General features: G+C 71.8%; 17 protein-coding genes and 3 pseudogenes. 13 read left to right on the top strand and 7 right to left on the bottom strand.

The window, feature by feature from the left end; genetic code table 11:
- Positions 1–16 precede the first annotated feature (16 nt).
- The 6 genes from ACIQMJ_RS24915 to ACIQMJ_RS24890 are packed head-to-tail and all read right to left on the bottom strand — an operon-like array spanning position 17 to position 5,897.
- Entirely contained in the window at positions 17–1,093 is a 1,077-nt protein-coding gene (locus ACIQMJ_RS24915) for an ABC transporter substrate-binding protein (protein WP_499763389.1), read from the bottom strand.
- A gap of 22 nt (positions 1,094–1,115) precedes the next feature.
- Positions 1,116–2,459, bottom strand: a complete 1,344-nt coding sequence (locus tag ACIQMJ_RS24910; RefSeq protein ID WP_499763388.1) for a sulfate adenylyltransferase subunit 1 — start codon at positions 2,457–2,459, stop codon at positions 1,116–1,118.
- A complete protein-coding gene (cysD, locus tag ACIQMJ_RS24905) occupies positions 2,460–3,365 on the bottom strand; it encodes a sulfate adenylyltransferase subunit CysD (RefSeq protein ID WP_499763387.1) in 906 nt (301 codons plus the stop codon). It lies immediately after the preceding gene.
- Positions 3,362–4,063: a phosphoadenylyl-sulfate reductase gene (locus tag ACIQMJ_RS24900; protein WP_499763386.1), complete on the bottom strand. Its 702-nt coding sequence runs from the start codon at positions 4,061–4,063 to the stop codon at positions 3,362–3,364. The genes cysD and ACIQMJ_RS24900 overlap by 4 nt, the downstream gene beginning before the upstream one ends.
- Positions 4,060–4,218, bottom strand: a complete 159-nt coding sequence (locus ACIQMJ_RS24895; RefSeq protein WP_033427569.1) for a hypothetical protein — start codon at positions 4,216–4,218, stop codon at positions 4,060–4,062. Before ACIQMJ_RS24895 ends, ACIQMJ_RS24900 begins: the two co-directional genes overlap by 4 nt.
- Positions 4,215–5,897: a nitrite/sulfite reductase gene (locus tag ACIQMJ_RS24890; RefSeq protein ID WP_499763385.1), complete on the bottom strand. Its 1,683-nt coding sequence runs from the start codon at positions 5,895–5,897 to the stop codon at positions 4,215–4,217. Before ACIQMJ_RS24890 ends, ACIQMJ_RS24895 begins: the two co-directional genes overlap by 4 nt.
- A gap of 292 nt (positions 5,898–6,189) precedes the next feature.
- On the opposite strand from ACIQMJ_RS24890, the gene hemW reads away from it, so the two are divergent.
- From hemW to ACIQMJ_RS24860, 6 genes are all read left to right on the top strand, one after another.
- Complete coding sequence (hemW, locus tag ACIQMJ_RS24885) at positions 6,190–7,404, top strand: radical SAM family heme chaperone HemW (protein WP_499763384.1); 1,215 nt, start codon at positions 6,190–6,192, stop codon at positions 7,402–7,404.
- Between the two features lie 114 nt (positions 7,405–7,518).
- On the top strand, positions 7,519–8,541 hold the full coding sequence (gene hrcA, locus ACIQMJ_RS24880; RefSeq protein WP_499763383.1) for a heat-inducible transcriptional repressor HrcA: 1,023 nt from the start codon (positions 7,519–7,521) through the stop codon (positions 8,539–8,541).
- Between the two features lie 82 nt (positions 8,542–8,623).
- On the top strand, positions 8,624–9,772 hold the full coding sequence (gene dnaJ / locus ACIQMJ_RS24875) for a molecular chaperone DnaJ (protein ID WP_499763382.1): 1,149 nt from the start codon (positions 8,624–8,626) through the stop codon (positions 9,770–9,772).
- The gene (locus ACIQMJ_RS24870) at positions 9,769–10,503 is read left to right on the top strand and encodes a 16S rRNA (uracil(1498)-N(3))-methyltransferase (RefSeq protein ID WP_499763381.1); all 735 of its coding nucleotides are present in this window, start codon (positions 9,769–9,771) and stop codon (positions 10,501–10,503) included. The genes dnaJ and ACIQMJ_RS24870 overlap by 4 nt, the downstream gene beginning before the upstream one ends.
- Before the next feature lie 199 nt (positions 10,504–10,702).
- On the top strand, positions 10,703–11,380 hold the full coding sequence (locus ACIQMJ_RS24865) for an alpha/beta hydrolase family protein (RefSeq protein WP_499763380.1): 678 nt from the start codon (positions 10,703–10,705) through the stop codon (positions 11,378–11,380).
- Positions 11,381–11,532: 152 nt separating this feature from the next.
- Positions 11,533–11,874, top strand: a complete 342-nt coding sequence (locus ACIQMJ_RS24860) for a histidine triad nucleotide-binding protein (protein WP_499763379.1) — start codon at positions 11,533–11,535, stop codon at positions 11,872–11,874.
- 3 nt (positions 11,875–11,877) lie between these two features.
- Here the strand turns inward: ACIQMJ_RS24860 and ACIQMJ_RS24855 are convergent, their stop codons facing one another.
- Complete coding sequence (locus tag ACIQMJ_RS24855; protein ID WP_499763378.1) at positions 11,878–12,666, bottom strand: GNAT family N-acetyltransferase; 789 nt, start codon at positions 12,664–12,666, stop codon at positions 11,878–11,880.
- Between the two features lie 222 nt (positions 12,667–12,888).
- On the opposite strand from ACIQMJ_RS24855, the pseudogene ACIQMJ_RS24850 reads away from it, so the two are divergent.
- From ACIQMJ_RS24850 to ACIQMJ_RS24820, 7 genes and pseudogenes are all read left to right on the top strand, one after another.
- A pseudogene (locus tag ACIQMJ_RS24850) lies at positions 12,889–13,515 on the top strand (PhoH family protein); the annotation flags it as partial.
- Positions 13,504–14,283, top strand: a pseudogene (locus ACIQMJ_RS24845) (PhoH family protein); the annotation flags it as partial. The pseudogenes ACIQMJ_RS24850 and ACIQMJ_RS24845, both read left to right, overlap by 12 nt.
- Positions 14,284–14,595: 312 nt before the next feature.
- Positions 14,596–14,961, top strand: a pseudogene (locus ACIQMJ_RS24840) (PhoH family protein); the annotation flags it as partial.
- A 5-nt stretch (positions 14,962–14,966) separates the two neighbouring features.
- Positions 14,967–15,521, top strand: a complete 555-nt coding sequence (gene ybeY, locus ACIQMJ_RS24835; protein WP_233820390.1) for an rRNA maturation RNase YbeY — start codon at positions 14,967–14,969, stop codon at positions 15,519–15,521.
- A gap of 13 nt (positions 15,522–15,534) precedes the next feature.
- On the top strand, positions 15,535–16,833 hold the full coding sequence (locus tag ACIQMJ_RS24830; protein ID WP_499763616.1) for a hemolysin family protein: 1,299 nt from the start codon (positions 15,535–15,537) through the stop codon (positions 16,831–16,833).
- A complete protein-coding gene (locus tag ACIQMJ_RS24825) occupies positions 16,826–17,158 on the top strand; it encodes a cytidine deaminase-like protein (protein WP_499763377.1) in 333 nt (110 codons plus the stop codon). The genes ACIQMJ_RS24830 and ACIQMJ_RS24825 overlap by 8 nt, the downstream gene beginning before the upstream one ends.
- On the top strand, positions 17,159–17,488 hold the full coding sequence (locus ACIQMJ_RS24820) for a (2Fe-2S) ferredoxin domain-containing protein (RefSeq protein WP_499763376.1): 330 nt from the start codon (positions 17,159–17,161) through the stop codon (positions 17,486–17,488). It abuts the gene before it with no gap.
- Positions 17,489–17,536: the final 48 nt, after the last annotated feature.

Here is a 17,536-nt window from a genome sequence, read left to right as displayed (position 1 = left end):
GCCTGCCTTCCTCGAGTTACTTCTTGTCCAGCCCGGCGGTGTCCACGGTGGGCTTGCCCGCCGCCGTGAGCACCTTGTTCAGCAACGTGAAGTCGGCGAGCCCGGCCACGTCCGCGGCCTCCTTCGCCACGCCCGCGGTCACCGCGTCCTTCGCCAGCTGCGGGAAGCTCTTGGCCTGCGGGTCCACCGTCAGCTCGATGTTGTCGAACGCCCGGTCCAGCACGGGCTCGCCCAACGCCTTGCCGGTCAGGTCCTTGAGCGCCTTGTTGACGATCTGCTTGGCCTCGACCTTGTTGTTCTGCGCGAAGTCGGTGGCGGCGAGGTGACCGCGCAGCAGCGCCTCGACGGTCTGCGGGTGTTCCTGGAGGAACTTGGTGCGCACCAGCAGCACGGTGGTCGGGAACTTGCCGCCCTCCCACAGTGACTTCTCGTCCAGCAGGACCTTCGCACCCGCGTCGATCACCAGCCGCGAGGACCAGGGCTCCGGCGCCCACGCGCCGTGCACGTCACCCTTGCGGAACAGGTCGAGCGACTGCGAGTTCTCCGTGTTGGTGACGTTGACCTGGTCGGCGCCCGCGCCGACGGCGAGCTTCTCGTCCGACAGCCACTTCTTCAGCGCGACGTCCTGCGTGTTGCCGAGCTGCGGGGTGGTGATGACCTTGCCCTTGAGGTCGGCCACCGAGTTGATCTCCGGCTTGACCACGAGCTGCGCGCCGCCGGACGTGGCGCCGGAGACGAGCCGCACCGCCTCGCCCTTGGACTTGGCGTAGGCGTTGATGGCCGGGCCGGAGCCGATGAACGTCGCGTCCAGCGACTCGCCGAGCAGCGCGTTCACCGCCTCCGGGCCCGCGTTGAACGTCTGGGTGGTGAGCTTGGTGGTGCCGAGTTCCTTGGTGAACAGGCCCTTGTCGACGCCGATGAGCGCCGCGGCGTGGGTGACGTTGGGGAAGTAGCCGAGGCGGATCTCCGCCGCCGCGCCCTTGTCCTGCGCGGGCGCGGCGGACTCGTCGCCGCGGTCGACCCGCGAGCAGGCGGCGAGGGTGAGGAAGGCGGTGGCTACGGCCAGTGACTTGATCAGGGTGCGGCTGCTCACGACGGCGGTTGGCCTTTCTGGCTCAGGGACCGGGGGACACGAGGGCGTGGCTGTCGGACTGGGCGGCGTCGCCGCCCTCGGTACAGCTCTCCACGCCGTCCACCTCCGGCAGCGGGGCACCCACGAGCCCTGCCGCCAGCGTGCTGCCGTCGGCGGCGTCGATCACCAGGAACGCACCCGTGCGGCGGTCCTTCGCGTAGTCGTCCAAGGGGATCGGCTCGGCGGTGCGCACCGCGACCTGGCCGATCTCGTTCAGGTTCAGCGAGCCGGGCGCGTCGGTGCTGGCGAGCTTCTGCTCGTCGAACCGGGTGCGCAGCTCGGTGACGATCGCCTGCACGGTCCGCGTGCCGTGCTTAACCAGCACCCGGGCGCCCGGCGTCAGCGCCTTCTCCGACAGCCAGCACACCGTGGCGTCGAACTCGTCGGTGACCGTCGGCTGGTCGCCCGCGGCGGCGATCAGGTCGCCGCGGGAGATGTCGAGGTCGTGCGCCAGCAGCAGCGTCACCGACTGGCCCGAGGAGGCTTCCGGCAACGGGCCGTCGGCGGTGTCGATGCCGGTGACCGTGGAGCGCAGGCCCGCGGGCAGCACGGCGATCTCGTCGCCGACCCGCACGGTGCCCGCCGCGACCTGGCCCGCGTAGCCGCGGTAGTCCGGGTGCTCGGCGGTGCGCGGGCGGATCACGTACTGCACGGGGAAGCGGAACGGCGCGTCGTGCGCGTCCGGCTCCACCGGCACCGATTCCAGGTGCTCAAGCAGCGTCGGGCCGTCGTACCAGGGGGTCCGCGTCGAGCGCTCCACCACGTTGTCGCCCGCCAGCGCCGACACCGGGATCTCCACCACGGCGTCCTCGGCGTACCCGAGGGCGGTGGCGTGCGCGGTGAACTCCTTGGCGATGCGGGAGAACGTGACCTCGTCGAAGTCCACCAGGTCGATCTTGTTGACCGCCAGCACCAGCCGCGGCACGCCCAGCAGCGCCAGCACGGCCGCGTGCCGCCGGGTCTGCTCGATGACGCCCTTGCGCGCGTCGACCAGCAGCACGCCGAGCTGCGCGGTCGACGCGCCGGTCACCGTGTTGCGGGTGTACTGCACGTGGCCGGGGGTGTCGGCCAGCACGAACGAGCGCCGGGGCGTGGCGAAGTAGCGGTAGGCCACGTCGATGGTGATGCCCTGCTCGCGCTCCGAGCGCAGGCCGTCGACCAGCAGCGACAGGTCGGGCGTGGTCAGGCCGCGGTCGGCGCTGGCGCGGTGCACCGCGTCGAGCGTGTCGGCCAGCACCGACTTGGTGTCGTACAGCAACCTGCCGACCAGCGTGGACTTGCCGTCGTCCACGCTGCCCGCCGTCGCCAACCTCAACAGGTCGCTCATCTAGAAGTAGCCCTCCCGCTTGCGGTCTTCCATGGCGGCCTCGGACAGCCGGTCGTCCGCGCGGGTCGCGCCGCGCTCGGTGAGCCTGCTGGCCGCCACCTCGGCGATGACGGCGGAGATGTCGGCGGCCTCGGACTCGACCGCGCCGGTGCACGACCCGTCGCCGACGGTCCGGTAGCGGACGGTCTTCTCGATCTTCTGCTCGCCCTCGCGCGGACCGCCCCACGGGCCTTCCGCGAGCCACATCCCGTCGCGCAGGTACACCTCGCGCCGGTGGGCGTAGTAGATCGACGGCAGCTCGATGCCCTCGCGGGCGATGTAGTGCCACACGTCCAGCTCGGTCCAGTTGGACAGCGGGAACACGCGGACGTGCTCGCCGGGGCGGTGGCGGCCGTTGTAGAGGTTCCACAGCTCCGGGCGCTGCCGGCGCGGCTCCCACTGGCCGAAGGCGTTGCGCAGGCTGAAGATCCGCTCCTTGGCGCGCGCCCGCTCCTCGTCCCGACGGCCGCCGCCGAACACCGCGTCGAACTTGTGGTCGGTGATCGCGTCCAGCAGCGGCACGGTCTGCAACGGGTTGCGGGTGCCGTCGGGGCGCTCGGCCAGCCGGCCGTCGTCGATGTAGTCCTGCACCTTGGCGACTTCCAGCCGCAGCCCGTGCTGGGCCACGACCTTGTCGCGGAACTCGATGACTTCCTCGAAGTTGTGCCCGGTGTCCACGTGCAGCAGCGGGAACGGCACCGGCGCGGGCCAGAACGCCTTCACCGCCAGGTGCAGCAGGAGGGTGGAGTCCTTGCCGCCGGAGAACAGGATCACCGGCCGGTCGAACTCGCCCGCCACCTCGCGGAAGATGTGGATCGCCTCGGACTCCAGGCGGCCCAACGTGTCCAGAGCTGTCGCGGTGGTCATCCGTGCAACCCGCATTCGGTCTTGGCCAGCCCGGCCCACCGGCCGCTGCGGGCGTCGGCGCCCGGCAGCGGCTTCGCGGTGCACGGGGCGCAGCCGATGGAGGGGTAACCCGCCTGCACCAAGGGGTTCTCCAGGATCCCGTGCTCGGCGATGTAGGCGTTGAACTGCTCGTCGGACCAGGGCGCGATCGGGTTGACCTTCACCAGCCCGTTGCGGTCGTCCCACTGGACGATCGGCGTGTTCGCCCGGGTCGGCGCGTCCACGCGGCGCACACCGGTGACCCACGCGTCGTAGTTCTTCAGGGTCCGCTGCAGCGGGATGACCTTGCGCAGCCGGCAGCACCGGTTCGGGTCGGTCCGGTTCAGCAGGCCGAACTCCGCCTCCTGGTCGGCCACCGACTGCTCGGCCGCGGCGTTGACGATGTGCACCTCGGGGTAGACCAGGTCCACGGCGTCCCGCGTGCCGATGGTCTCGGCGAAGTGGTAGCCGGTCTCCAGGAACAGCACGTCCACGTCCGGCTTGACCTTGGTGGCCAGGTCGACGAGGACGGCGTCCTGCATGTTCGACGCGACGATCCAGCTCTCGCCGAACGTGCGGGCGGTCCACGCGAGCGCCTCTTCGGCACTGGCATCCGCCAGCTCGACCGAAGCGGCCTCGGCGATCACCTTCAGTTCCTCGACCCGGGTGGGGGCGGTCATCGCTGCACCTCCTGAGGAAGGTTGAGACCAACGAACTTGACGGTGAACACGCGGCGGCAGGAGGCGCACAGCCACGAGTGGCTCGGCTCCTCCTGCGGACGGAGGTCCTCGTCGCCGCAGTACGGGCAGTAGAAGGGGGTGGCGCGCTCGCTCACCGGAGATCACCCTCGTCCGCGCGGGCGACCCACTGCGCGAACCGCTCGTCCGCCTCGCGCTTGGCGACGAAGTTGCGCACCACCCGCTCGACGTAGTCCGACAGCTCGGCGGCGGTGACCTTGTGGCCGCGCAGCTTGCGGCCGAACCCGGCGTCCAGGCCGAGCCCGCCGCCCAGGTGCACCTGGAAGCCCTCGACCTGGTTGCCGTCGGCGTCGGTGACGATCTGGCCCTTGAGCCCGATGTCCGCGGTCTGGATGCGGGCGCACGAGTTCGGGCAGCCGTTGATGTGCACGGAGATCGGCTCGGTGACGCCCGCCACGACGTCGACCAGCCGGGCCTCCAGCGCCGACACCAGCTCCACCGCGCGCGCCTTGGTCTCGACGATCGCGAGCTTGCAGAACTCGATGCCGGTGCACGCCATCACGCCCCGCCGCCACGGCGACGGCTCGGTCTGCAACCCCAGCTTCGCCAGGTCCGCCTGGAGGGTCTTCACCTCGGCCTCGGGCACGTCCAGCACCACGAGCTTCTGCTGCGGCGTGAGCCGCACCCGGCCCGAACCGGCCCGCTCCGCCACCTTGGCCACCTCGACCAGCGTGGAACCGGACACCCGGCCCGCGATCGGGGCCGCGCCGACGTAGAACAGGCCGTCCTTCTGCTTGTGCACGCCGATGTGGTCGCGCGGGACGGCGGGCACCTCGGGCGCGGGACCGTCGACCAGCTTGCGCTTGAGGTACTCGGTCTCGAGGACTTCCCGGAACTTGTCCACGCCCCAGTCGGCGACCAGGAACTTGATCCGGGCCCGGTGCCGCAGCCTGCGGTAGCCGTAGTCGCGGAAGACGCTGATCACGCCCTCCCACACGTCCGGCACCTCGTCGGACGGCACCCACGCGCCCAGCCGCTTGCCGATCATCGGGTTGGTGGACAGGCCGCCGCCGACCCACAGGTCGAAGCCGGGGCCGTGCTCGGGGTGGTCCACGCCGACGAACGCCACGTCGTGGATCTCGTGCGCCACGTCCGGCAGGCCCGAGATCGCCGTCTTGAACTTGCGCGGCAGGTTCGAGAAGCGCGGGTCGCCGATGTAGCGGCGCAGGATCTCGTCGATCGCGGCCGTGCCGTCGACCACCTCGTCCTCGGCGATGCCCGCCACCGGCGAGCCGAGCACCACGCGCGGGCTGTCGCCGCAAGCCTCCATCGTGGTCAGGCCCGCGTCCTCCAGCTTCCGCCAGATCGTCGGGACGTCCTCGATGCGGATCCAGTGGTACTGCACGTTCTGCCGGTCGGTGATGTCGGCCGTGTCCCGCGCGTAGGTCTGGGACAGCTCGCCGATCAGCGCGAGCTGCTGCGTGGTGAGCCGGCCGCCGTCGATGCGGACGCGCAGCATGAAGTACTCGTCATCCAGCTCCTCCGGCTCCAACGTGGCCGTGCGGCCCCCGTCGATGCCCGGCTTGCGCTGGGTGTAGAGGCCGTACCAGCGGAAACGCCCGCGCAGGTCGGCCGGGTCGATCGAGTCGAAGCCGCCGTGGGCGTAGATGTTCTCGATCCGCGCCCGGACGTTGAGCGGGTTGTCGTCCTTCTTGCTCCGCTCGTTCGGGTTCAGCGGCTCGCGGTAGCCCAGCGCCCACTGCCCCTCACCTCGGCGCTGCTTGGTGCGCTGAGGCGTCGTCGTCGGGGGGACCATCCTCGTCCTCCGGGGATTCGGGGCGCTGGTGCGCGTGCGAGTCCCGGTGGAGCTGTGGTGGGGGTCTCGTCAGCGCACCCGGCGCCGACGGGAACAAAAAGGCAGGCGCGGGTTATGCCGAACGACGGCACATCGCGCTGGAGACACGCCGGAAGTCGACGTGGCGGCGGACCACCAGGCGCACTCCGGTCGATGTCATGTCAGTCAGCGTGCCACGCGTCCATCTCGTGGTCCACCGCCATCCGCATCGTGGGACGGGGTTGCGCCGCTGGTAGATGGGACAATGGGAGCCATGCCCTCCGCTCTGCCGATCGGTGACCCCGCGCCCCCCGACGGCTCCCTGCCCGCGTCCGCGCTCACCGGCCTGGGTGACCGCCCGTTCGGGGTGTACGTGCACGTCCCGTTCTGCGCCACCCGGTGCGGCTACTGCGACTTCAACACCTACACCGCCGGTGAGCTGGGCACTTCCGCGTCACCCGCGTCCTGGCTGGAAGGGCTGCGGCGGGAACTGGACCTCGCGGCGTCCGTGCTGGGCGACCCGCCGGCGGTCGACACGGTGTTCGTGGGCGGTGGCACACCGTCGCTGCTCGGCGCAGCGGGGTTGGGCCAGGTGCTCGACGCGGTGCGGTCGTCGTTCGGCCTGTCGGCGGGCGCGGAGGTGACCACGGAGTCCAACCCGGAGTCCACGTCGCCGGAGTTCTTCGCCGCCATCCGTGACGCGGGTTACACCCGGGTGTCGCTCGGCATGCAGTCGGCCGCCCGCCACGTGCTGGCCGTGCTCGACCGCGCGCACACCCCGGGCCGCCCGGTGGCCGCCGCGCAGGAGGCCCGCGCGGCCGGGTTCGACCACGTGAACCTCGACCTCATCTACGGCACGCCGGGGGAGACCGTCGCGGACCTCCAGGCGTCGCTGGACGCGGTCCGGCGCGCCGGCGTCGACCACGTGTCGGCGTACGCGCTGATCGTGGAGGAGGGCACGGCGCTGGCCCGCCGGGTGCGCCGCGGCGAGCTGCCGATGCCCGACGACGACGTGCTCGCCGACAAGTACGAGCTGATCGACTCGGCCATGACCGCCCAGGGGCTGACCTGGTACGAGGTGTCGAACTGGGCGGCGTCGGGCGAGGCCGCGTGCCGGCACAACCTGCTGTACTGGCAGGGCGCCGACTGGTGGGGCGCGGGCCCCGGCGCGCACAGCCACGTCGGCGGCGTGCGCTGGTGGAACGTCAAGCACCCGGCGAAGTACGCCGAGCTGCTGGCCGCCGGCACGTCGCCCGCCGCCGGCCGCGAGGTCCTCGACGACGACGACCGCCGGGTGGAGCGCGTGCTGCTGGAGCTGCGCCTGGCCACCGGACTGCCCCTCGACGTCCTCGACGCGGAGGGCCGGGCCGAGGCCGAGTCCGCCGCCGCCGACGGCCTGCTCGACCACACCGCCCTCGACCGCGGCCGCTGCGTCCTGACCGACCGGGGCCGCCTGCTCGCCGACGCCGTCGTGCGCCGGCTCACCTGACCACCGGGCCTGCGCGGGGCCGCACCGAAGCCCGGCGAGCGGTTTTTCCGATCCGGGCCCCAACCTCCGTAAACTCAAGGTGAAGCAGCCCGGTCCGTCCTGGAGGTGACGTGCGTGAACGCCGATGAGCGCCGGTTCGAGGTACTGCGCGCGATCGTCGCCGACTACGTGTCGAACCAGGAGCCGGTCGGTTCGAAAGCCCTGGTGGAGCGGCACAACCTGGGCGTGTCGAGCGCGACGGTCCGCAACGACATGGCGTCGCTGGAAGAGGACGGGTACATCACCCAGCCCCACACCAGCGCCGGCCGCGTGCCCACCGACAAGGGCTACCGCCTGTTCGTGGACCGGCTCAGCGAGGTCAAGCCGCTGTCCACGCCCGAGCGCAAGGCCATCCAGAACTTCCTCGAAGGCGCCTACGACCTGGACGACGTGCTGCGCCGCAGCGTCCGGCTGCTGGCCCAGCTGACCCGCCAGGTCGCCGTCATCCAGTACCCGACCCTGAGCCGCTCCACGGTCCGGCACATCGAAGTGCTCGCCATCACACCGGCCCGGCTGATGCTGGTGCTGATCACCGACACCGGCCGCGTCGACCAGCGCTCGGTCGACCTCGGCGACGTGATCACCGAGGACAACGTGGCCCGCATCCGGTCCATGCTCAACGGCGCCATGGTCGGCAAGCGCCTGTCCGACGCCTCCGCCGAGGTCGCGAAGCTGCCCGACGACGCGCCCGGCGACCTGCGCGACATCGTGCTGCGGGTGAGCACGGTGCTGATCGAGTCGCTGGTCGAGCACCCCGAGGAACGCCTGGTGCTGGGTGGCACGGCGAACCTCACCCGCAACGTGGCAGACTTCCCGGGTTCCCTGCGCCAGGTGCTGGAGGCGCTGGAGGAGCAGGTCGTGGTGCTCAAGCTGCTCGCCTCGGCCCGCGACCCCGGCCGGATCCTGGTGCACATCGGCGAGGAGAACGAAGCGGCCGAGATGCGCAGCACCTCGGTCGTGTCCATCGGCTACGGCAGCCGGGACAACCTGCTCGGCGGCATGGGCGTGGTCGGGCCGACCCGCATGGACTACCCCGGCACGATGGCGGCGGTGCGAGCGGTCGCCAACTACGTGGGGGAGATCTTGACCGGACGGTGACAGCGGGGGAACACCGCGGTCCCGCAGGACGTTTCGCAAGCGAGCGAGCGCGTGTCGAAGCGCGTTCGCAGGAGGAAACACGGTGGCGAGGGACTACTACGGCACGCTCGGGGTCTCCAAGAACGCGACTCCCGACGAGATCAAGCGCGCCTACCGCAAGCTCGCGCGGCAGCTGCACCCCGACGTCAACCCCAACGAGGAAGCGCGCTTCAAGGAGGTGACCGCCGCCTACGAGGTCCTGTCGGACCCGAAGAAGCGGCAGGTCGTCGACCTGGGCGGCGACCCGTTGGAGCCGGGCGGCGGTGGCGGCGGCATGCGCGACCCGTTCGCGGGGTTCGGTCTCGGCGACATCATGGACGCCTTCTTCGGCGCGGGCGGCGGTGGCGGGCGCGGTCCGCGCAGCCGCGTGCAGCCCGGCTCGGACGCGCTGATCCGGCTGTCGATGACGCTGGAGGAGTGCGCGGCGGGCGCTTCCCGCGAGCTCACCGTGGACACGGCGATCCTGTGCGACCGGTGCGTGGGCAGCGGGTGCGCCGAGGGCTCGTCCCCGGTGCGCTGCGACACGTGCGGCGGTCGGGGCGAGGTCCAGTCGGTGCAGCGCTCGTTCCTGGGCCAGGTCGTCACGGCCCGGCCGTGCCCGGTGTGCCGGGGCCTCGGCGAGGTCATCCCCGACCCGTGCCAGCAGTGCGCGGGCGAGGGCCGGGTGCGCTCGCGGCGCACCATCTCGGTGCAGATCCCGGCCGGCGTGGCCGAGGGCATGCGGGTGCGGCTCGCGGGCCAGGGCGAGGTCGGCCCCGGCGGCGGACCCGCGGGCGACCTGTACGTCGAGGTGGAGGAGGTGCCGCACGAGATCTTCGAGCGTGACGGCGCGAACCTGCACTGCTCCATCCGCATCCCGATGACGACCGCCGCACTGGGCGCGGTGCTGCCGCTCCAGACGCTGGACGGCGACGAGGAGCTGGAGATCGAACCCGGCACCCAGCCGAACACCGAGCTGGTGCTCACCGGGCGCGGCATGCCGCGGCTGCGGTCCAGCGGCCGCATCGACGGGCGCGGCGACCTGCACGTGCACCTGGAGGTCGTGACGCCGACCAAGCTGGACGCCCGGCAGGTCGAGCTGCTGCGCGAGCTGGCCGTCGCGCGCGGCGAGGACGAGCCGACGCTCGCGCACAACGGCAAGGGCGGCGGCGGTCTGTTCTCACGGCTGCGGTCCGGCCGCAACCACCGGTGACCCTGCCGGTCTTCCTGGTCGCCGCGCTGCCGCCCGGTGACGAGGCCGTCCTGGACGGCCCCGAGGGGCGGCACGCGGCCACCGTGCGCCGGTTGCGCGCGGGGGAGGAGCTGGTGCTCTCCGACGGCACGGGCGCGCAGGTGCGGTGCGCGGTGTCGGAGGCGTTCAAGGACTCCCTCCGGCTGCGCGTCGTCGAGCGGTGGGTCGTGCCCGAGCCGTCCGTCCGGGTCGTGGTGGCGCAGGCGCTGGTGAAGGGCGACCGGGGCGAGCTGGCCGTGGAGCTGGCCACCGAGGCGGGCGTGGACGGCGTCGTGCCGTGGCGCGCCTCGCGCTGCGTGACCAAGTGGGAGGACGGCCCGCGCGGGGCGAAGGCCCTCGAACGCTGGCGCAGCACCGCCCGTGAGGCGGCCAAGCAGGCCCGCCGGGCGCGCGTGCCGTCGGTCGCCGAACCCGTTTCGACGTCCGGCCTGGCGCGGTTGGCGTCGTCGTCGGCGATCACTTTGGTTTTGCACGAATCCTCTTCGTCGGCCATCGGATCGGTTCAGCTGCCCGCTTCGGGCGATGTGCTGCTCGTCGTCGGACCGGAAGGCGGCATCACCGACGAGGAATTGTCGACGTTGACCGGGGTCGGCGCGCACGTTGTGCGACTGGGGCCCACCGTTCTGCGAGCGTCGACCGCCGCGGCGGTCGCTTTGGGTGCGCTGGGTGTGCTGACCGATCGCTGGCGGTAATTGGCCTTGCTCCCTTCTGGCGAACACCCGACGTAGGGGTTACCCTCATGGCAGAGGGGTTGACTTGGTCTAACCGGGGAACCCCTCGACAGACCCGCCGGACACCTCCCCCCTCGGTCCGGCGCTCGCCGCGTCGCGGTGGGACGACCCCCAGGTCCCACCGCGACGCGGCCTCTTTTTTGCGTCCAAGGGGTTTCGATTGCGCATCGTCTACGGGCCGCACCCGAGCCAGTTCGGCGAGTTTTCCACGCCGTCCGGTGAATCGTTTCCGGTCGTCGTGGTAATCCATGGTGGTTTTTGGCAGCAGCGTTATGGGCTCGAACTCGGCCGCCCCTTGGCCGCTGACCTGGTCAGTCACGGCGTCGCCGCGTTCAACGTGGAGTACCGGCGGGTAACCGGCGGTGGCGGGTGGCCCGCGACCGGCGACGACGTGCTCGCCGCCATCGACGCCCTCGACCCGTCGTTCGGCCCGGTCGTCACGCTCGGTCACTCCGCCGGTGGTCACCTGGCCGTGTGGGCCGCTGCGCGCCACCCGCGCGTCGTGGGAGCCGTGGCGCAGGCGGGCGTCCTCGACTTCCTCCAGCACCCGGAGATCACCCGGCGGGCCGCCGAACTGCTGGGCGGCACCCCCGCCGAGGTCCCCGACCGCTACGCCGACGCCTCCCCGGCCGCCCAACTGCCCATCGCCAAGCCCCTCGTCCTGGTCCACGGCGAGGACGACGAGGACGTGCCGTTCGCCCAGAGCGAGGCGTTCGCCCGCGCCTCCGGCGCCGAGCTGATCGCCCTCCCCGGCACCGACCACATGTCCCTCATCACCCCCGGCACCGCGGCCTGGGCCACCTGCCGCACCGCCGCCCTCCGCCTGACCCGAACGTAGAACTCACCGGTCCCGAGCGTTCGACACGCGGGACCTGAACGTTCGACTCTCGCGAGAGTCGAACGCTCGGGACCCGAGAGTCGAACGCTCAGGACCCCTGAGTTCAACGCTCAGGACGGCGCGGGCCGGCCGGGTCGGTAGCCTGCGGAGCCATGTCCGACTGCCTGTTCTGCCGCATCGTCGCCCGCGAGATCCCGGCGACGGTGGTGCACGAGACCGACACCACGCTGGCGTTCCGCGACATCGCACCCCAGGCGCCGACCCACGTCGTGCTGGTGCCCAAGGTGCACGCGACCGACGCCGTCGCCCTCGCCGCGGCCGCACCCGGCGTGCTGGACGACCTGTTCCTGGCCGCCGGGGAGGTGGCCAAGTCCGAGGGTGTCGCCGACACCGGCTACCGGCTGCTGTTCAACACCGGCCAGGACGCGGGCCAGACCGTCTTCCACGCCCACCTGCACGTCCTCGGCGGCAAGCCGCTCGGCCCGCTGGCCTGACGCCTAACCCAGGGCCTGCATCACCGGCGCGTGCAGCCGCGCCCGGTCACCGCCGAGCGCACCCAGCACCATCAGGTCCACGGTGGACCGCGGCACGACCCCGCGCGCCTCCAGCCACGCCCCCAACCCCGCGTCACGCACGTCCACCCGCACCACCGCCCCGACCGCCACGTCCGCGACCAGCTCCGCCGCACGCTCCACCGACGGCGCCACGACCGGCCCCACCATCGTCACCGGGCCGTTGCGCCACGTCGCCACGAACCCGTCGTCGGCCACCCTGACCTGCGACGCGAACCCGAACAGCTCCGCCCACATCGCCGACCGGTCGGCGCCGAACACCTCGGCGTCGACCGCCACCACCCGCGCCCGGTCCGCCGGCTCCAACGGTCGCGACACGCCCGCGGCCGGGCCGCCGAACGCCCCGACGTGCGCGGTCACCGACCCCACCGACCGGAACCCCAGCTTCTCGTACAGCGGCTTGCCGTACGAAGTCGCGTGCAGCGACACCACCGGCGTGCCCGCGAACGCCAGCGCGTGCTCCACCAACCGCCGCCCCAGCCCGCGCCCGCCGCGGCTCGACGCCACCAGCACCATGCTCACCGCCGCGTGCTCGTCACCGAACCGGGTGACGATGGTCGTGCCGACCAGCTCGTCGCCGTCGAACAGCCCGAAACCGGTCCCGACCCGCAGGAGGAACGCCCACTTCGCCGGCTCCTCCGGCCACTTCCGGTCCGACGCCAGGCGGACGCAGGCGGGCAGGTCGTCGGGGGTGAGCTCGCGCAACTTCTCCACAGGTCCGAGTACACCCGCCGTGTCCAACCCGTTTCTTACTCCGGTGCGGACTGTCGGTGAGGGCGGCTAGCATCGGAACCGGTAGGTCGAATCCACCCGAGCACGGCGCGAACGCGCAGGAAGAGGGCCCGAGGCCACGTGGCCGGTACCGACGACAACACGCCGCACGCAGCCCCCACCGCGGCCGACGCCCAGTCCAAGTTCGCCGTGCCCGACGGCGCGGTGCTCGCCCTGCTCGGGTCGCGCGACGAGAACCTCCGGCTCGCCGAGGAACTGCTGGTCGCCGACGTGCACGTGCGCGGCAACGAGATCACGCTCTCCGGCCAACCGGCCGACGTGGCGTTCGCCGAACGGGTGTTCTCCGAGCTGGTCACCCTCGCCAGCCGCGGCCAGCAGGTGGGCCCGGACACGGTCCGCCGCACGGTCGCGATGCTGTCCGCGGGCACCGCGGAGTCGCCCGCCGAGGTGCTGAGCCTGGACATCATCTCCCGGCGCGGCCGCACCATCCGGCCCAAGACGCTGAACCAGAAGCACTACGTGGACGCGATCGACCAGAACACCGTGGTGTTCGGCATCGGTCCGGCGGGCACGGGCAAGACCTACCTGGCGATGGCGAAGGCCGTGCAGGCGTTGCAGGCCAAGCAGGTGAACCGGATCATCCTGACCCGGCCGGCGGTCGAGGCGGGCGAGCGGCTGGGCTACCTGCCGGGCACGCTGTACGAGAAGATCGACCCCTACCTGCGCCCCCTGTACGACGCCCTGCACGACATGGTCGACCCCGAGTCGATCCCGCGCCTCACCCAGGCGGGCACGATCGAGGTCGCCCCACTGGCCTACATGCGTGGCCGGGCGCAGCCCGTGTTCACCAACGTGCTCACTCCGGACGGCTTCCGGCCCATCGGCAGCCTCCGGGTCGGTGACCTCGTCATCGGCTCGAACGGCGAGCCCACCCCGGTTCTCGGCGTCTACCCGCAGGGAGTGAAGGACGTCTACCGGGTGACGGCCCAGGACGGCGCCTCGACGCTGGCCTGCGGTGAGCACCTCTGGACGGTGCGGACCAGGTCCGACCGCCGCCGCGACAAGCCGTGGCGGGTGTTGCAGACCAAGGAGATGATCGGCAACCTCCGCGCCGCGCACGCGCGCCGGTACGAGTTGCCGATGCTCAGCGCACCGACCTGCCACCCGGCGCGCGAGGTCCCGATGGACCCGTACGCCCTGGGCCTCCTGCTCGGCGACGGTTGCCTGACCGGGACCACCACGCCGTCCTTCGCGACCGATGACCCCGAATTGGCCGTCGCGCTCCAGGCCGCCCTGCCCGGGGTGGCGGTGAACTGGAAGGACCGGGTGAACTACACCCTCAACCGGGTGAAGTCGCCGGGCGATGTCGTGACGCTGGAGAACCCCGTCACCGGGGCGCTCCGAGCGCTGGACCTGCTCGGCACCCGCTCGCACACGAAGTTCATCCCCGAGGTCTACCTCGCCAACACGGCCGAGGTCAGGGTCGCGCTGCTCCAAGGTCTGCTGGATTCCGACGGCGGGCCGGTGGTCCAGTCGGGGCGCAGCTGCCGCATCCAGTACACGACCACGTCGGACGGGCTCAGGGACGACGTGATCCGCCTGGTCCGGTCGCTCGGTGGTGTCGCGCACACCAGGACCCGCGTGGCCGAGGGGCGCAAGCCCGGGTTCGCCGGCGGGCGCGAGGTGGCCTACCGGCACGACGCGCACGTCGTCGACATCCGCCTGCCGGAGGGCGTCGAGCCCTTCAGGCTCGCCCGCAAGCGCGAGAAGTACCTCGCGTCCGGTGGTGGTGGGCGGCCCATGCGGTTCATCGACAGCATCGAGCCCGCGGGCCGCACCGAGGCGGTGTGCATCCAGGTGGCCGCAGCGGACTCGCTCTACGTCACCGAGGACTACCTGCTGACCCACAACACGCTCAACGACGCGTTCATCATCCTGGACGAGGCGCAGAACACGACGCCCGAACAGATGAAGATGTTCCTCACCCGGTTGGGGTTCGGGTCGAAGGTCGTGGTGACCGGTGACATCACGCAGGTCGACCTGCCCGGCGGGCAGCGCAGCGGCCTGAAGGTCGTCAAGGACATCCTCGAAGGCGTCGACGACGTCCACTTCTCCGTCCTGACCAGCAACGACGTGGTCCGCCACCGGCTGGTCGCGGACATCGTGGACGCCTACGAGAAGTGGCAGGTCGAGCAGGACGAAGGCGACGCCGCCAACGGCCACCAGCACCACGCCGGACCCGGTGCGCGGTCGCGTGGGCAGCGCCGGGGACGATAGGCGCCGTGAGCATCGAGATCGCGAACGAGTCGGGCGTGAGCGTGGACGAGCCGTCCATCGTCGCCGCCGCCCGGTTCGCCCTGGACCGGATGGGCGTCAGCCCGTTGGCCGAGCTGTCCGTCCTGCTGGTCGAGCTGGACGTGATGGCGGACCTGCACCAGCGCTGGATGGACCTGCCCGGCCCGACGGACGTGATGGCGTTCCCGATGGACGAGCTGGACTCGGCGCGCCGACCGGACGCCGCGGGCCTCGGCCCGGCGCTGCTCGGCGACATCGTGCTGTGCCCGGACTTCGCCAAGGACCAGGCCAAGAAGGCGGGCCACAGCCTGCTGGACGAGCTGCACCTGCTGACCGTGCACGGCGTGCTGCACCTGCTCGGCTACGACCACGCCGAACCCGCCGAGGAACGGGAGATGTTCACGCTGCAGAACCGCATCCTGGGCGACTTCCGCACCGCGGCGGCCGAGGCGGAGCGCAAGTCGGCGCAGCGCGAGGCGGATTCGAAGCTCCTCGGGGCGGTGGGCCTGGAGGACGCGGACCGGCCCGAGCCGACAGCCTGAGGCGGCCGGGGTGATAGGCAGTTCCGCCGGCTTGCTGGTGCTGGCCGTGGTGTTGGTGTTGTCCGCGGGCGCGTTCGCGGGTGTGGACGCGGCGCTGGGCACGGTGTCGCGGGCGCGGGTCGAGGCGTTGCAGCGGCAGGGCCGGGCGGGCGCGGGGCAGTTGATCGCGCTGCTGGCCGACCGGCCGCGGCACGTGAACCTGCTGCTGTTGCTGCGCCTGGGCTGCGAGCTGGCGGCGACGGTGATCGTGACGGTGGTGTGCCTGGGGCTCATCGCCACCGACTGGGTGGCCATGCTGGTCGCCGGGCTGAGCATGCTCGTGGTGTCGTACGTGCTGGTCGGCGTGGGTCCGCGGACGATCGGTCGGCAGCACCCGTACGCGGTGAGCCTGCTCGCGGCGGGCCCGATCCGGGTGCTGGGCCGCGTGCTGGGGCCGTTGAGCAAGCTGCTGATCCTGGTCGGCAACGCGATCACGCCGGGCAGGGGCTTCCGCGAGGGGCCGTTCTCGTCCGAGGTGGAGCTGCGCGAGCTGGTCGACATGGCGCAGGAGCGCGGCGTCGTGGACGAGGGCGAGCGGGAGATGATCCACTCGGTCTTCGAGCTGGGTGACACGATCGCGCGCGAGGTGATGGTGCCGCGCACCGAGATCGTGTGGATCGAGCAGACCAAGTCGATCCGCCAGGCGCTGGCCCTGTCGCTGCGCACCGGGTACACCCGGGTGCCGGTGATCGGGGAGAGCGTGGACGACATCGTCGGCGTGGTGAACCTGAAGGACCTGGTGCGGCTGACGCTGGCCGAGGAGCCGAACGGCACGTCGGTGGCGGACGTGATGAAGCAGGCGTCGTTCATCCCGGACTCGAAGCCGATCGCGGACCTGCTGCGGGAGATGCAGCTGTCGCGCAACCACCTGGCGGTGGTGGTGGACGAGTACGGCGGCACGGCGGGCCTGCTCACCATCGAGGACATCCTGGAGGAGATCGTCGGGGAGATCACCGACGAGTCCGACACCGACGACCGGCCGCCGGTGGAGCACCTGGACGACGGTTCGGTGCGGGTCAGCGCGCGGTTGCCGGTGGACGACCTGGACGCGTTGTTCGGCACGGAGCTGGACGACCACGAGGTGGAGACGGTCGGCGGGCTGCTGGCGCAGCGCCTGGGCCGCGTGCCGCTGCCGGGCACGGAAGCCGAGATCGCGGGCCTGCGGATGCGGGCCGAGGGCGGCAAGGACGAACGCGGGCGGATGCGCATCACGACGGTGCTCGTGCGCCCGGTGAACAACGGCGACGACAGCGAGGGGACCACCGGTGAGTGACCTCGACCCCGAGGACCAGAAGATCGTCACGCTGGCGCGCTCGGCGCGTGCCCGCACGGGCGCGGCGGAGGGCGCGGCGGTGCGCGACACGGACGGCCGGACCTACGCGGCCACCACGATCGCCCTGCCGTCGCTGAAGCTGACGGCCCTCCAGGCAGCCGTCGCCGCGGCCGTGTCCAGCGGCGCCGAGGGCTTGGAGGCGGCAGCCGTCGTCACCGCTTCGACCGAGGTGGACGCCGACTCCGTGGCGGCCGTGCGCGACCTGACCGCGGGCGCGCCCGTGCTGCGGGCCGACGCATCCGGCGCGGTGCAGGAAACCGTGTAGGTGCGCGACTACGTCACCGTGTGCCGAGGCTGTTGCTGCGGCACGGTCAAGAAGCACCCGGACTACGACCACGACGAGCAGTTGCGTCGGTTGCGGACGCTGGCGGACGGTTCCGGCGGTCGACTGCGCGTGCGCACCGCCGACTGCCTCGACGCGTGCGAGAACTCGAACGTCATCGTGGTGAAGCCCGCCGGGCAGAAGCCGGTGTGGTTGGGCTTCGTCCTGCACGACGCGGTGATGGACGACGTGGAGCGCTGGCTCGCCGACGGCGGCCCGATGCCGGCGACGCTCGAGGTGAACCGCATCGCGCCTCCGGCGCAGCAAGCCTGAACGGGTCGGCGCGCCCCCCTGGAGAGGGCTGACGCGGCGCGGTCGGCG

Origin of the sequence: Actinosynnema sp. NPDC091369 (genome assembly GCF_044757065.1) — a bacterium.
Taxonomy (GTDB): domain Bacteria; phylum Actinomycetota; class Actinomycetes; order Mycobacteriales; family Pseudonocardiaceae; genus Actinosynnema.
Note: the sequence above shows the minus strand (reverse complement) of the source record. Positions and strands in the feature narration are given on the sequence as shown.